Source organism: Rhodanobacter thiooxydans (genome assembly GCF_030291135.1).
In the GTDB taxonomy this organism is placed as follows: Bacteria; Pseudomonadota; Gammaproteobacteria; order Xanthomonadales; family Rhodanobacteraceae; genus Rhodanobacter; species Rhodanobacter thiooxydans_A.
Map to the genome: position 1 here is coordinate 1,807,632 of NZ_CP127409.1, position 14,144 is coordinate 1,821,775.

Sequence of the window (14,144 nt, forward strand, 5' to 3'; positions counted from 1 at the left end):
TGCCGGCGTGCGGCATTCGTCGAAGGGTCAAAGGTCACGAATCAGCGCCCACGATGGCATGACCGTTGGCACGTGCAGGCCGGTTCCCAGGGGACCTCGCTTCAGCGACCGGCAAGCCAGGCCGGACGGAGCGACACGATCCAGCGACAGTCCGTTTCCTGCACGCACATTTCAAGTCGCAGCGCGCAGCCTCATGTTTCGTGCCGGCGCCGGTACGGCGCGAAACGACTTCAGGAGAACGCCATGATTGAACGCAGACCCTTCGACAGTCTCGGCGGAGCCGACCACGGCTGGCTCAAGGCCAAGCATCATTTTTCGTTCGCCGGCTACCACGACGCGAAGCGCATGGGCTGGGGCGCGCTGCGCGTGTGGAACGACGACACCATCGCGCCACAGACCGGCTTCCCGCCGCATCCGCACGCGGACATGGAGATCATCACCTACGTGCGCGAAGGCGCGATCAGCCACCAGGACAGCCTGGGCAATGCGGGGCGCACCGAGGCCGGCGACGTGCAGGTGATGAGCGCGGGCAGCGGCATCACCCACGCCGAGTACAACAAGGAGAACGTGACCACGCGGATCTTCCAGATCTGGATCATCCCCGACGAGAACGGCAAGCCGCCATCGTGGGGCGCGCGGCCGTTTCCCAAGGGCGATCGTTCCGGTCGTTTCGTGGTGCTGGCCAGTGGTTTCAAGGAAGACACCGAGGCGCTGCCGCTGCGCGCCGACGCGCGCGTGCTGGGCGCCACGCTCAAGGCTGGCGAAAGCACCGAGTACCCGCTGGCCCGCGGCCGCTACGCCTACCTGGTGCCGGCCACCGGCAAGGTCGAACTCAACGGTGTGAAGCTGGACGCCCGCGACGGCGCCGCGATCCGCGACGAGGCGACGCTGAAAGTGACTGCGCTGGAGGATGCGGAACTCGTGCTGGTCGACGTGGCTGCTTGAGCCCTCTGCCGCAGGAGCGCACCCTGTGTGCGAACGGCGGGCGTGGGCCGCCTTGCAGGCATTCGCACACAGGGCGCTCCAGCACATGCAAGCCATCGAAATAACCCGCCCCGGCAATCCCGACGTGCTGCGTCTGGTCGAACGCCCGATCCCGCAACCGGGGCCGGGCGAGGTGCTGATCCAGGTGGCCGCGGCCGGGGTGAACCGGCCGGACGTGTTCCAGCGCCAGGGCAATTACGCGCCGCCGCCAGGTGCTTCCGACCTGCCCGGCCTCGAAGTGGCGGGCGTTCTGGTCGAAGGTGACTTCAGCGGTAACAACCCGTTTGGCCTCAGGCCGGGCGATCCTGTTTGCGCCCTGCTCGCCGGCGGCGGCTACGCCGAATACGCCGTGGCGCCACTGCCGCAATGCCTGCCGGTACCGGCAGGGTTCTCGATGGTCGAGGCGGCGGCACTGCCGGAGAATTTCTTCACGGTGTGGAGCAACGTGTTCGAACGCGGCCAGCTCGGCCGCGGCGAAGGTGGCGCACGGGAAACCCTGCTGGTGCAGGGTGGCTCCAGCGGCATCGGGGTCACCGCGATCCAGCTCGCGCATGCGTTCGGCCATCGGGTGTTCGCCACCGCCGGCAGCGCGGAGAAATGCGCGGCGTGCGAACGGCTCGGCGCGGAACGCGCGATCAACTATCGCGACGAGGATTTTGTCACCGTGGTGAAGCAGGTCACCGACAATCGCGGCGTGGACGTGATCCTTGACATGGTCGCCGGCGACTACATCCCGCGTGAGATCGACGCGCTGGCCACAGGCGGTCGGCTGGTCTTCATCGCCACCCTGGGTGGCAGCAAGGCCACCATCGACGCGGGTACGATCATGCGCCGGCGACTGACCCTCACCGGCTCCACCCTGCGCGCGCGCGATGTAGCCTTCAAGGCCGTGCTTGCCGTTCAGCTATACGAAAAGGTCTGGCCGCTGCTCGAAGCCGGCACGGTGCGGCCGGTGATCCATCAGGTCTTTCCCACCGCCGAAGCGGCTCGGGCGCATGCGCTGATGGAAAGCAGCGCGCATATCGGCAAGCTCATGCTGGCGTGGTGAGCCGGTTCGAATTCGACCGCAAGACCCGGGGTGTGGCGGGGCCGACTGATCCGTAGATTGGCTGCACGAGATAATCTTCCGCAAGGGACAGCCATGAAAACCTCCGACAAACAGACCGCGCTTGCCGCCACCATCGTCGCCGACCCGCGCTGGGCCGCGGTGCAGGCGCGCGACGCGCGTGCCGACGGCAGCTTCTTCTATTCGGTGCGGACCACCGGCGTGTACTGCCGCCCGTCCTGCGCGGCGCGCCCGGCCCGGCCCGAGAACGTGACGTTCCACGCCACCGCCGCCGAGGCGGAACGCGCCGGCTTTCGCCCGTGCCGGCGCTGCAAGCCCGATCAGCCATCGCTGGCGCAGCAGCATGCGGCGATAATCACCGCCGCCTGCCGCTCGATCGAGCAGGCCGAGACGATACCCACCCTCGAACAACTGGCGAAGCCCACCGGGCTCAGCCCGTTCCACTTCCACCGCGTGTTCAAGGCCGTCACCGGCGTGACCCCGAAGCAGTACGCCGCGGCGCATCGCAGCCGTCGCGTGCGCAGCGAACTGGGGCGCAGCGCCTCGGTGACCGAGGCGATCTTCGATGCCGGCTACAACGCCAGCAGCCGTTTCTATGAAACCGCCGACCAGGTGCTGGGCATGACGCCTTCCAGCTATCGCGCCGGCGGCGCCGACAGCGCCATCCGCTTCGCCATCGGCGAATGCTCGCTGGGTGCGATCCTGGTGGCGCAGAGCGAACGCGGCGTGTGCGCGATCCTGCTCGGCGACGATCCGGACGCGCTGGCGCGCGATCTGCAGGATCGCTTCCCCAAGGCCAGGCTGATCGGCGGCGACCGCGACTACGAGCAACTGGTGGCGCAGGTCGTCGGCTTCGTCGAGGCGCCGGCGATCGGCCTGGACCTGCCGCTGGACGTGCGCGGCACCGCGTTCCAGCAGCGCGTGTGGCAGGCGCTGCGCGAGATACCCGCCGGCAGTACCGCCAGCTACAGCGAGATCGCGCGGCGCATCGGCTCGCCTACGGCGTCGCGGGCGGTGGCGCAGGCCTGCGCCAGCAACATGCTGGCGGTGGCGATCCCGTGCCATCGCGTGGTGCGTAACGACGGCGGCCTGTCTGGCTACCGCTGGGGCGTGCCACGCAAGCGCGCGCTGCTGGATCGCGAGGCGCAGGCATGAATGCGCAGTTGCGCCCCGTCCCCAAAGTCGATGCGCGGCTGCAGGCATACGACTGGACCGGCATCGCCGATGAACTCGACGCACACGGCTGCGCGATGCTGGAAGCCCTGTTGTCACCGCAGGAGTGCGTGGCGCTGGCTGGCCTGTACGCGGACGATGGCTGGTTCCGCAGCCGCGTGGTGATGAGCCGTCATGGTTTCGGCCGTGGCGAATACCGCTACTTTGACTACCCGTTACCTGAGCTCGTGGCCGAGCTGCGCGGTGCGATCTATCGGGAGCTCGTGCCAATTGCGAACCGCTGGAATGCGGCGCTGGACAGCGCCGTTCGCTACCCCGCCACGCACGACGAATTCGTCGAACGCTGCCACGCCGCCGGCCAGCGGCGCCCTACCCCGTTGCTGCTGCAGTACGGCGCCGGCGACTACAACTGCCTGCACCAGGATCTGTACGGCGAGCACGTGTTTCCGCTGCAGCTGGCGATCGTGCTGTCCGAGCCGGGGCGCGATTTCAGCGGCGGCGAATTCGTGCTGACCGAGCAGCGACCGCGCATGCAGTCGCGCGCCGAGGTGGTGCCGCTGCGCCAGGGCGATGCGGTGGTGTTCGCGGTGCACCAGCGGCCAGTGCAAGGTACGCGCGGCAGCTACCGGGTGAACATGCGCCACGGCGTCAGCCGGGTGCGCAGCGGCCAGCGCCATACGCTTGGCATCATCTTTCACGACGCCACATGATCACTGCCGATCTGTTCGCTGCTGCGCCCGCTCCTGTTCGCCAGGACGAGCCGCTGTGCGAGGGTGCGATGGTGTTGCGCGGGTTTGCCCTGGCCGGCGAGGCGGCGTTGCTGCAGGCGCTCGGTGCCGTTGTGGCGCAGGCGCCGTTCCGCCACCTGGTCACGCCCGGCGGTTTCCGCATGTCGGTGGCGATGACCAATGCGGGGCCGCTGGGCTGGGTCAGCGATCGCCGCGGTTACCGCTACGACCCGATCGACCCGGACAGCGGCCGACCCTGGCCACCAATGCCGCCGGCCTTCCTGCAACTGGCCGATGCCGCCGCGGCGCACGCCGGTTTCGCCGGCTTCATGCCGGATGCCTGCCTGCTCAACCGCTACGAAGCCGGCACCCGGCTGAGCCTGCACCAAGACCGCGATGAGCGCGACATGGACCAGCCGATCGTGTCGGTCTCGCTGGGCATCCCGGCGGTGTTCCTGTTCGGCGGCTTGCAGCGCTCGGATCGTGCGCAACGGGTGCCGCTGGCGCACGGCGACGTGGTCGTGTGGGGCGGTCCGGCGCGGCTGCGCTATCACGGCGTGCTGCCGCTGAAGCCGAATCACCACGATGCGCTGGGCGACGTTCGCATCAACCTGACGTTTCGCCATGCCGGCTGACGCCGCGGCTTTCCTGGCCGGGATCGACGCCGACTGGGCGCGCCTGGTTGCGCAGGTCGGCCCCTGCGGGCACGAACCGAAACCGGCGCGCGAGCCGTACGAGGCGCTGGTTCGTGCGGTGGCCTACCAGCAACTGCACGTGAAGGCCGGTGACGCGATCCTGGCGCGGCTGCTGGCCTTGCATCCGCAGCAGGCGTTTCCGCTGCCAGCGCAGTTGCTCGACGCCGACTTCGACGCCATGCGCGCCTGCGGGTTTTCGGCGCGCAAGATCGAGACGATCCGCGGCATCGCCGCGGCCACACTGGAGGGTGTGGTGCCAGGCCTGTACGCGGCCCTGGCGTTGCCGGACGAAGAACTGATCGCCCGGCTCAGCGCGCTGAAAGGCATCGGCCGCTGGACCGTGGAGATGTTCCTGATCTACAGCCTGGACCGGCCAGACATCCTGCCGGCGGACGACTTCGGCGTGCGCGAGGGTTACCGCCTGCTGAAGTCGCTGGAAACGGCGCCCGCACCGACGGCGCTGGCGGCGATCGGCGCCGCTTGGAGCCCGCATCGCACCGCTGCCGCCTGGTTTCTATGGCGCGTACCGCGGCCGCCGAAGGCGAAGGCTAGGCGGGCGGCAGCGGGCTGACGCCAAGCCGGTGTCCGTACACCAGCTTGCCACCCAGCCAGCCGGCCACGCCCAGGCACAGGAAGCCCAGCACGCTCAGCCCGATCGCCAACAGGCCAGGCGCGACGAAGTGCGTGCCGTGCAGGCGCAGGAACAGGCTGGCCACGTAGCAGCAGAGCGCAGCCATCACCATGAGCATGTGCCGGTTGATGTCCCTGATCGCCGGGTTGTCCCCGTCGAGCCTGGCCAGTTCGAGCAGGCCGGCCAGCATGGCGGGAATCGAGAAACCGATCCCCGCCAGCAACACGATGCCGGCGAAGCGCCACGCCGGTTCGCCCATGAGCAGGCTGGCCAGATCTGCCGCGGTGGCCAGCGACCAGCAGGCGATCGGGAAGTGCACCAAGGCCGGATGCAGTGGGTGGCGCATGGCGTCAGCTCAGGCCAGCAGCAGGCTGAGCAGGGTCAGGAAGCCGACCACCGCCACGCCGGCATGCACAAACACCACGGCCTTTGGCGCGATCTGCTTGCGCAGGTGGAACGAGGCGAGGAAGAAGCCGCCCAGCGCCGCCAGCACCAGCAGGGCCAGCGCCGCGGTGAGCCGTCCCGGCGCTGCACCCTGCAGCACCACGAGAATCAACAGGATCAGACCGCTGGCACCGAGCAGCGCATGCAGTACCGAGATCGCCCACGGCGCCAGCTTGCCGCGCAGCACGCTGGAAGCCAGCACCAGACCGCCGATGGCGGCCACCGCAAAAACCAGAATCGCATAGAGCAGCATGTCGTTCCCCCAGGTGGCACGTTGATGAAGTGAGTGGCTGCCGATCGGATGCGGCGGCACGCCCAAAGGTTCCCGCGCCCGGCAGCAGCCCTGGCCCGCGCTCGACCATGGTGCAAGTGCCCGCGTCGCCGCGGCTTGCTACCCTGCAGGGATCGTCCGGTTTGCGAGGCAGGCATGGCACATACCCACGGCATCCACACCATCGACACTGGCTTCGTCCGGCCGCAGTTCGACGCGGCCTACCTGGTCGTCGAGCACGGCCGCGGCGCCTTCATCGACTGCGGCACCAACTTCGCCGTGCCACGCATGCTGGCGGCGCTGGATGAAGCCGGGATTTCCGTCGCCGCGGTGGACTGGCTGATCCTCACCCACGTGCATCTGGACCATGCCGGCGGTGCTGGCGAATTGATTGCGCAGCTGCCGAACGCGAAGCTGGTGGTGCATCCGCGCGGGGCGCGGCACATGATCGATCCCTCGGTGCTGTGGGCCGGCGCCAGCGCGGTGTACGGCGAGTCGGTGATGGAACAGACTTACGGCCGGCTGCGCCCGATCCCCGCCGAGCGCGTCATCGAGGCGCCGGACGGGCATGTGGTGGACCTGGCCGGCCGGCCGCTGCGCTGCATCGACACGCCTGGCCACGCAAAGCACCACCTCACCGTGGTCGACGAACGCTCCAACGCCTGCTTCACCGGCGACGTGTTCGGTCTGTCCTACCGCGATTTCGATACCGCGAACGGCCCATTCATCCTGCCTACCACCTCACCGGTGCAGTTCGATCCGCCGGCGTTGCATGCGTCGATCGAGCGGCTGCTCGCCCTGAAACCCGAGGCGATGTACCTTACCCACTACGGCCGGGTGGAGGGTGTCGAACGGTTGGCCGCCGACCTGCATGCGCAGATCGACGCGATGGTGGATCTCGCCCTCGCCGCGCATGGCAAGCCTGACCGGCATGTCGCGTTGATGGAGTCGCTCACCGACCTTTACGCAGCCCGCGCCGAGGCCCATGGCTGGCACCAGGGGCGCAGCGTGCTGCGCCAGTTGCTGGGCATGGACATCGAGCTGAATGCGCAGGGGCTGGAGGTGTGGCTGGACCGCTGACGACTTACGCCAGTCGCGTACCGTTCGGTACCGGCCGCTCGATCGCGGTGAGCACCACGCCCTCGTCGGTGGGAAAGCCGGTGAGCAGGAACTGCGAGCGGAACGGGCCGATCTGCTTTTCGGGGAAGTTGATCACGCCCACGACCTGCCGGCCCAGCAGGTCACCGGCCTGGTACAGCGCGGCGATCTGCGCGCTGGTCTTCTTCTCGCCGTAGGGCCCGAAATCCACCCATACCTTCCATGCCGGCTTGCGCGCCTCGGGGAACGGTTCGACCCTGGTCACCGTGCCGGCGACGATCAGGACCTTCTCGAAATCGGCCCAGCTGATTTCGGCGTGATTCGTTGCACTCATCCTTCCAGCCTCGTTTTCAGACAGTCGCGGCTTTGTTGCCACCAGTAGCTGGCCTGCGCTGCAAGATAACCGAACGGGCGGTGCGTGCTGCCCAGGCCGTAGTCGGCGAACTGCTGCCAGCGGTCGTCGCCCGCGGCGATCGCCGCCGCCAGCAGTTCGCCGGCGGCACAGGTCGGCGCCAGGCCGTGCCCGCCGAAAGCCTGGGCCCACCACAGGCCGTTGCCGTTGCCGCCGATCTGCGGCATCTGGTGGCGCGCGTAGCTCATCAGGCCCGACCAGGCGTGGTCGATGCGCACGCCCTTCAGTTGCGGAAATACCCGCAGCAGGTCCTTCATCAGCAGTCCCTGTACGGCACGTGGCGAACGATCCAGGATCGAGATGCGTCCACCCCACAGCAGCCGCGTGTCCGGCAGCGCGCGGTAGTAGTCGAACGCGAAGCGACTGTCGTAGATCGCCGCGCGGGTATGCAGGCAGTCGTCCAGCCGGACGCCGAGCGGTTCGGTCACCATCACGTAGGTGGCGATCGGCAGGATCGCCCGGTCGATCGGCTTCTGCAGGCCGGCCAGGTAGCCGCCGCAGGCCAGCACGACCTGATCGACCAGCAGTTCGCCTTGCGCCGTGCGCAGGCGCCACTGCAGGCCCTCGCGCGCGAGGGTGCGCACGCCGCTGTGCTCGTGGATGCGTACGCCCTGCCCGGCCGCCGCCGCGGCCAGGCCGATCGCGTAGTTGAGCGGGTGCAGGTGCAGCGCGTCGCGTTCGTACAGGCCATCGTGATAGCGCTCGCTGCGGATGCGCGCGCGCAGTTCGGTCTCGGGCAGCCATTGCCATTGCACGCCGTAATGGTCGGCCAGCAACTGCTGGCGCTGGCGCAGCACGGCGGGGTCGCGGAACCAGTTGGCCCAGATCACGCCCTCGTCGACCATATCGCAGGCGATCGCGTAGTCGGCGACGCGCTGGCGGATCCGCCCGACTGCTTCGGTGGTGAGCTTGAATAGCGCCTGTGCGCGCGCCTCGCCCAACTGGTCGAGCAGCGACTGTTCGCCCAACGAGTAGCCGGCGAAGACGAAGCCGCCGTTGCGGCCGGAGGCGCCGAAGCCGACCTGCTCGCGTTCCAGCAGCACCACCTCGCGCACGCCGCGCTCGGCCAGCCCCAGTGCGGTGTTCAGACCGGCGAAGCCGCCGCCGATCACGGCGACCCGTGCGTGCGCGCTGCCCGACAGCGGTGCCCATGCCGTGTACGGTGTGGCCGTGGCGCGGTAGTAGGACGTGGGCGAGGAGGGTTTCATGCTGCGTGGATGGCCGACACCGACGTACGTGACCGGACAAGCATAGCCCTCATCCCCGGACGTGGCTGGCGCAGCAGCGGTTCAAAGCCGGCCGAGGAACTCTCGCACGGTGGGCGCGAGTTTCGGATCCTGCAGCGCCATGTGCATGGTGGCGCGCACCAGCCCCGCCTTGTTGCCGCAGTCGAAGCGGATGCCTTCGAAGCGATAGGCCAGCACCTTGCCCTGCTCCTTCAGCAACGCGTCGATTGCGTCGGTGAGCTGGATCTCGCCGCCGGCACCCGGCGTGGTCTGTTCCAGCAGCTGGAAGATGCGGCCGGGCAGCACGTAACGCCCGACCACGGCCAGGTTCGACGGCGCGTCGGCCGGCTTGGGTTTCTCGACCATGCTGCGGATCAGGGCACTGCGCTCGTCGACCGGCGTGGCGTCGACGATGCCGTACTTGTCGGTGTCACTGTGCGGAATTTCCTCCACCGCGATCACGCCGGCCTGCTGCGCCTCGGCGAGGTCAGCCATCTGCCGCAGCGCGCCCTTGCCGGCGGCATTCCAGATCAGGTCATCCGGCAGGATCACGCCGAACGGTTCGTCACCGACCACGGGTTTGGCGCACAACACGGCATGGCCCAGGCCAAGCGCCTCAGGCTGGGTCACGAAGATCGCCCGCACGTGCCGTGGCAAGGTGCCCTGCACCAGCGCCAGCAGCTCGGCTTTGCCTTTCTCCTGCAGCTTCGATTCCAGCTCGTAGGCCTTGTCGAAATAGTCGGCGATCGCGTGCTTGTAGCGATTGGTGACGAAGATCAGCGTATCGGCACCGGCATCGACGGCCTCGTCGACGGCGTACTGGATCAGCGGCTTGTCCAGCACCGGCAGCATTTCCTTGGCGACCACCTTGGTCGCCGGCAGGAAGCGCGTGCCGAGGCCGGCGACGGGAAACACCACTTTGCGCAGGGGCTTGCTCACTCATTGATCTCCGGGTTGGCGCGGCGGATCGACACTACGTTGTCCGGCTGTACCGTTTCGCTCCAGCGGAACGAAGGCAGCAGGCTGGATACGCAGCGGCGAAGTTCTTCCTCATCGAAAACGCTCGCTGCTTCGGCAGCCTTGTGCAGCAGCGCCTGCAGCAGTTCCCACGACACTTCGCGGTGTTGCGCCAGGAAGATCTTGGCGTGCGCGGTGGCGCTGTAGTTTTCCAGCGGGTGGAACAGTTCTTCGAACAGTTTTTCACCTGCGCGCAGGCCGGTGTACACGATCGGGATCTCGCTGCCCGGTTTCTTGCCGGCCAGGCGGATCATCTGCTCGGCCAGGTCGCGGATCTTCACCGGCTCGCCCATGTCGAGCGCGAAGATCTCGCCACCCTTGCCGATGCTCGCGGTCTGCAGGATCAGCTGGCAGGCCTCGGGAATGGTCATGAAGTAGCGCGATATTTCCGGGTGTGTCACGGTGACCGGGCCGCCGTCACGGATCTGCCGGCGGAACAGCGGCACCACCGAGCCGGCCGAATCCAGCACGTTGCCGAAGCGCACCGTCATGAAGCGGGTATCGGCGTGCGCATCGAGGTTCTGGCAATAGATCTCGGCGATGCGCTTGCTGGCGCCCATCACGCTGGTCGGGTTGACCGCCTTGTCGGTGGAGATCAGCACGAAGCACTCGACCCCGGTTTCGCAGGCCGCATCAGCCACCGTGCGCGTACCCAGCACGTTGTTGCGGAACGCTGCGCGAAGCTGCCCCTGCAGCATCGGGACATGCTTGTAGGCGGCGGCATGGAACACCACCTGCGGCTGGAGTTCCGCGAACGCCTTCCGCATGGCAGCCGGGTCGCCGCAGTTGGCGAGGATGCCATCGAGGATCAGCTCAGGGAAATGCGCGCGCAGTTCCTGGCTGATCCGGTACAGGTTGTATTCGCTCTGCTCGACCACGGCGAGCGACTGCGCGCCCAGTCGGGCGACCTGGCGGCACAGTTCCGAGCCGATCGAGCCGCCGCCGCCGGTGATCAGCACGCGCTTGCCGCTCAATGTTTCGCGGATCGCGGTCCAGTCCAGTTCCACCGTGTCGCGGCCGAGCAGGTCCTCGATCGCCACTTCCTTGATCTGGTTGAACTGGGCGCGGCCGGCCACCACGTCCTCCAGCCGCGGCACCGTCCGGTATGGCAGGTCGGTGGCGTCGCACAGCGCAACCACCTGGCGCATCTCGTTCGTCGATGCACCCGGCAGCGCAATCAACAGCATGTCGACTGCCACTTCACGGGCAACCTCGGGCAACTGCTCGAAGCGCCCCAACACCGGGTGGCCGTTGATGCTGGCGCCGCGCAGGCTGGGCCTGTCGTCGATGAAACCGACTACGGCGTAGCGGTTGTCGCGCTGCAGGTCACGCGAAAGCATCTCGCCGGCGCGATCCGCGCCGACGATCAGTACCCGCTTTGCGGTCTGGTTGTGCAGCAGGTCGTTGCGACTGTCCTTCCAGTAGCGATAGGCCAGCCGTGGGCCGCCGAGCAGCACGGCGAGCACCAGCGGATAGAGCAACAACACCGAGCGCGGCACGCCCTCCAGCCGGTTGTAGAGGAACAGCGACACGCCGATGAGCAACGAGCCGATCACCACGGCGCGCACGATATTCCACAGATCCGGCAGGCTGGCGAAACGCCAGACGCTGCGGTACAGCCCGGTCCAGCGGAAGACCAGCCCCTGAACCAGCAACACGATGGGTAATCCGAACGCGCTGAAATGGACGATCTCGTCGGGTTTCAGCGCATACCGCAGCAGCTTGGCGATCCACCAGGCGATTGCGGCCATGGCCAGGTCGTGCAGCACGACGGCAATACGCGGATGGATGAAGCCGACGAGTTTACGCAGCGACATGGGATGCCTTGGGCAGATGGCGTCGCAGGCAGCGACGTTTCAGCGCCAGCCAGGCGGCTGCCGCTCCAAGATAGACGGCTATGGTAATCGGCAGCGCCATGTGCAGATGACTCCAGGCCAACCAGGCCGCTGGTGCCGCGACCAGCAGGTTCCAGCCCATATAGGCGATGCCCGCCCGTGCATGCGTTTCCCCCCGGCGCACCAGCCACTGGTAAAGGTGTTCGCGATGGGCAGTGTACCAGCGCCGCCCGTGCCACATGCGGGTCAGCAAGGTAAGGCTGGCATCCGCCACGAAGGCGGACGACAGGATCAGTGCCGGCCACAGCAACGCGGGCTCGACGCGCCACAACATCGCGCTGAAGGCAAAGATCAGCAGGCCGACGCTGCCGCTGCCGACATCGCCCATGAAGATTCGAGCCGGTGGCCGGTTGAAGTACCAGAAACCCAACGCCGACGCCGCAAGAGCCGCCGTCGCCATGACCAGCGCAGGTTGTGCCGCCGCCCATGCCAGCACGGCCAGGCCTGCGCCGACGAAGATGGCCTGCTGCGCCAGCAGGCCATCGATGCCGTCCATGAAATTGTGCAGGTTGATGCTCCACGCGCCACCGAGCAGCAACACCGGCAGCCACCACCACGACAGGCCGGTGGCCAGCAGGCCCAGCGAAAACAGGCCGACTGCCAGCAACTGGGCACCCAGCCGCGGCAAGACCGGCAACGAGCGATGGTCATCCCACCAGCCGGCCAGCGCCACCAGAACGAGCGCGGCGAGAAGACCGGCGATCACGCTTGGGGGCCAGTCCGCCGGCGGGTTCCACAGCACGCCGGACAGACAGGCCAGCATCGCCACGACGATGCCGATGCCACCGCCACGCGGGGTCGGCAAATGATGTGAACGGCGCTGCCCGGGCTGGTCGAGCATGCCGCGCCGGTGCGCATAGCCGATCGCGCCACGCACCAGCAGCAAGGTGATCGACAAGCTGGCCAGCAACCATCCCGTGGTCAGGTACATGCTCCACTCACTCGCTGGCGACACCGTGGATCGGACGGATCGTACTCCAGCTCTTGCAGCTGGGGCATTGCCAATGATGTGCCTTGGCGCCGAAACCGCAGCGGCTGCAGCGATACATCGCCTGGCCTTCCAGCAACTTGCGGGTCAGGTCGCGCAGGATCAGGAAGTTCTCGCGCGCCTCGCCCTGGATCTTGTCCATGGTGGCGTCGATCAGGGCCATCAGCCCACGCACTGACGGCCGCTGGCGCAGTTGCGCGGTGAGAAAGTCGATCGCCGCCCGCTCGCCGTCGCGCTGCCGGTACAGGTGGGTCAGCGCCAGCACCGGCGAGACGCCGTGGTAGCGTCCGAGCATGTCGTGCAGGAAATTCTCGGCACGCTCCATCTGTTGCGAGCGGGCATAGCTGTTGAGCAGCGGCGGCAGGATATCCGGGGTGAACGCGATGTCGGCCTTGATCGCCGCCTCGTAGGCCGTCACTGCTTCGGCATGCTGGCCATCCTCGGACAGCAGGCGACCGGTCAACATGAAGGCACGCACGCATTCGGGCTGGCACTCGAACGCCTGGCGCAGGTAGTCGCGCGCCTCGGCGCGGGCACCATGCTGGCGCGAGCGGTCGGCCAGCTCGCAGTAGAACTGGGCGATCATCGGCGCCTCGTCCTCGCCGGTCATCACCTCCAGCCGCCGCGCGTGCTCGATCGCCTTGTGCCAGTCGCGCTCGTGCTGGTAGATCGCGATAAGGTGGCGCAGCGCCGACGGTGCGTGCGCGTCCATCGCCACCAAGTCGGAGAACAGCGCCTCGGCGCGATCCAGCAGGCCGGCGCGCATGTAATCCTCGCCCAGCTCCAGCAGGGCTACCGTTTTCATCGCGTCGGTCAGGCCCGGTCGCGAGACCAGATGCTGGTGCAGCCGGATCGCCCGGTCCACCTCGCCGCGGCGACGGAACAGGTTGCCCAGTGCCAGGTGGGTCTCGACCGTGTCGCGGTTGTATTCGGCCAGCTTGAGGAAGACCTCGATCGCCTTGTCCTGCTCCTCGTTGAGCAGGTAGTTCAGACCGCGGAAGTAGTCCGAGGACAGCTCACTGACTTCGGCGCCGGAGCGGCGCGCACCGGCCTGGCGGGAGGCCCACCATCCCAGCACGAATGCAGCCGGCACCAGCGGAACCAGCACATACAGGAGATTCATGGCCTGGCCGACAGCTTCTTGTCCGCGCGCGGTTGCCGGCGGCGCTGGCGCATGCTCACGCCCAGCCACGCGGTGAGCCCGCCCAGCAGCCAGCCGATCACCAGTGCGCCGAGCAGGGCGGCTCCCTTGGGCAGTTGCAGCCGGACGAACGCGAAGTCGTAGCCGACCAGGTCGGCATTGAGCGCGCCCAGCACGACGCCGGCGGCGATGAAGATCACGAGGATGATGATGGCGAGCAGTCGCATGGCCGAGACTTTACCCGATTGCTCGTGACAGGCACAGGCTGCATGGATCATGCATGCGGCGACGATTCATGGCGGGCCCGCGGCCGCTGCGGATCGCGCGCAACAAAAAGGCAGGACCGACTCGCGTCGCCTGCCTTCGATCAGTTTT

The 14,144-nt window shown here is 67.7% G+C and carries 16 protein-coding genes; 7 read left to right on the forward strand and 9 right to left on the reverse strand.

What is annotated here, in order from left to right; genetic code table 11:
• The first annotated feature begins 243 nt into the window (after positions 1 to 243).
• The 6 genes from QQA13_RS08125 (at position 244) to QQA13_RS08150 (ending at position 5,217) form a co-directional block, all read left to right on the forward strand.
• Positions 244 to 945, forward strand: a complete 702-nt coding sequence (locus QQA13_RS08125; RefSeq protein WP_108472823.1) for a pirin family protein — start codon at positions 244 to 246, stop codon at positions 943 to 945.
• A gap of 85 nt (positions 946 to 1,030) precedes the next feature.
• Positions 1,031 to 2,032 (forward strand): NAD(P)H-quinone oxidoreductase, encoded by a 1,002-nt coding sequence (locus QQA13_RS08130; protein ID WP_108472824.1) that lies wholly within the window; start codon positions 1,031 to 1,033, stop codon positions 2,030 to 2,032.
• Between the two features lie 93 nt (positions 2,033 to 2,125).
• The gene (ada, locus tag QQA13_RS08135) at positions 2,126 to 3,205 is read left to right on the forward strand and encodes a bifunctional DNA-binding transcriptional regulator/O6-methylguanine-DNA methyltransferase Ada (protein ID WP_108472825.1); all 1,080 of its coding nucleotides are present in this window, start codon (positions 2,126 to 2,128) and stop codon (positions 3,203 to 3,205) included.
• Positions 3,202 to 3,933, forward strand: coding sequence for a 2OG-Fe(II) oxygenase (locus QQA13_RS08140; protein WP_108472826.1), 732 nt, complete (start codon positions 3,202 to 3,204; stop codon positions 3,931 to 3,933). The genes ada and QQA13_RS08140 overlap by 4 nt, the downstream gene beginning before the upstream one ends.
• Positions 3,930 to 4,586 (forward strand): DNA oxidative demethylase AlkB, encoded by a 657-nt coding sequence (alkB, locus tag QQA13_RS08145; RefSeq protein WP_108472827.1) that lies wholly within the window; start codon positions 3,930 to 3,932, stop codon positions 4,584 to 4,586. The genes QQA13_RS08140 and alkB overlap by 4 nt, the downstream gene beginning before the upstream one ends.
• Positions 4,576 to 5,217, forward strand: a complete 642-nt coding sequence (locus tag QQA13_RS08150; RefSeq protein WP_108472828.1) for a DNA-3-methyladenine glycosylase family protein — start codon at positions 4,576 to 4,578, stop codon at positions 5,215 to 5,217. The genes alkB and QQA13_RS08150 overlap by 11 nt, the downstream gene beginning before the upstream one ends.
• Here the strand turns inward: QQA13_RS08150 and QQA13_RS08155 are convergent.
• Both QQA13_RS08155 and QQA13_RS08160 read right to left on the reverse strand, forming a co-directional pair.
• On the reverse strand, positions 5,195 to 5,623 hold the full coding sequence (locus tag QQA13_RS08155; protein ID WP_108472829.1) for a DUF2231 domain-containing protein: 429 nt from the start codon (positions 5,621 to 5,623) through the stop codon (positions 5,195 to 5,197). The genes QQA13_RS08150 and QQA13_RS08155 overlap by 23 nt on opposite strands.
• A gap of 9 nt (positions 5,624 to 5,632) precedes the next feature.
• Complete coding sequence (locus QQA13_RS08160) at positions 5,633 to 5,974, reverse strand: hypothetical protein (protein WP_234411387.1); 342 nt, start codon at positions 5,972 to 5,974, stop codon at positions 5,633 to 5,635.
• A 174-nt stretch (positions 5,975 to 6,148) separates the two neighbouring features.
• On the opposite strand from QQA13_RS08160, the gene QQA13_RS08165 reads away from it, so the two are divergent.
• On the forward strand, positions 6,149 to 7,072 hold the full coding sequence (locus QQA13_RS08165; RefSeq protein WP_108472831.1) for an MBL fold metallo-hydrolase: 924 nt from the start codon (positions 6,149 to 6,151) through the stop codon (positions 7,070 to 7,072).
• Between the two features lie 4 nt (positions 7,073 to 7,076).
• On the opposite strand, the gene QQA13_RS08170 is transcribed toward QQA13_RS08165, so the two are convergent.
• The 7 genes from QQA13_RS08170 to QQA13_RS08200 all read right to left on the reverse strand — a co-directional run bounded on the left by QQA13_RS08170 (position 7,077) and on the right by QQA13_RS08200 (position 13,996).
• Entirely contained in the window at positions 7,077 to 7,424 is a 348-nt protein-coding gene (locus QQA13_RS08170; RefSeq protein ID WP_108472832.1) for a tRNA-binding protein, read from the reverse strand.
• On the reverse strand, positions 7,421 to 8,710 hold the full coding sequence (locus tag QQA13_RS08175; protein WP_108472833.1) for an NAD(P)/FAD-dependent oxidoreductase: 1,290 nt from the start codon (positions 8,708 to 8,710) through the stop codon (positions 7,421 to 7,423). The genes QQA13_RS08170 and QQA13_RS08175 overlap by 4 nt, the downstream gene beginning before the upstream one ends.
• An 81-nt stretch (positions 8,711 to 8,791) precedes the next feature.
• Positions 8,792 to 9,667 (reverse strand): UTP--glucose-1-phosphate uridylyltransferase GalU, encoded by an 876-nt coding sequence (galU, locus tag QQA13_RS08180; RefSeq protein WP_108472834.1) that lies wholly within the window; start codon positions 9,665 to 9,667, stop codon positions 8,792 to 8,794.
• The gene (locus QQA13_RS08185) at positions 9,664 to 11,562 is read right to left on the reverse strand and encodes a polysaccharide biosynthesis protein (RefSeq protein WP_108472835.1); all 1,899 of its coding nucleotides are present in this window, start codon (positions 11,560 to 11,562) and stop codon (positions 9,664 to 9,666) included. The genes galU and QQA13_RS08185 overlap by 4 nt, the downstream gene beginning before the upstream one ends.
• Positions 11,549 to 12,571 (reverse strand): MraY family glycosyltransferase, encoded by a 1,023-nt coding sequence (locus QQA13_RS08190; RefSeq protein ID WP_108472836.1) that lies wholly within the window; start codon positions 12,569 to 12,571, stop codon positions 11,549 to 11,551. Before QQA13_RS08190 ends, QQA13_RS08185 begins: the two co-directional genes overlap by 14 nt.
• Before the next feature lie 7 nt (positions 12,572 to 12,578).
• Complete coding sequence (gene lapB / locus QQA13_RS08195; protein ID WP_108472837.1) at positions 12,579 to 13,751, reverse strand: lipopolysaccharide assembly protein LapB; 1,173 nt, start codon at positions 13,749 to 13,751, stop codon at positions 12,579 to 12,581.
• On the reverse strand, positions 13,748 to 13,996 hold the full coding sequence (locus QQA13_RS08200) for a lipopolysaccharide assembly protein LapA domain-containing protein (protein ID WP_108472838.1): 249 nt from the start codon (positions 13,994 to 13,996) through the stop codon (positions 13,748 to 13,750). Before QQA13_RS08200 ends, lapB begins: the two co-directional genes overlap by 4 nt.
• Positions 13,997 to 14,144: the final 148 nt, after the last annotated feature.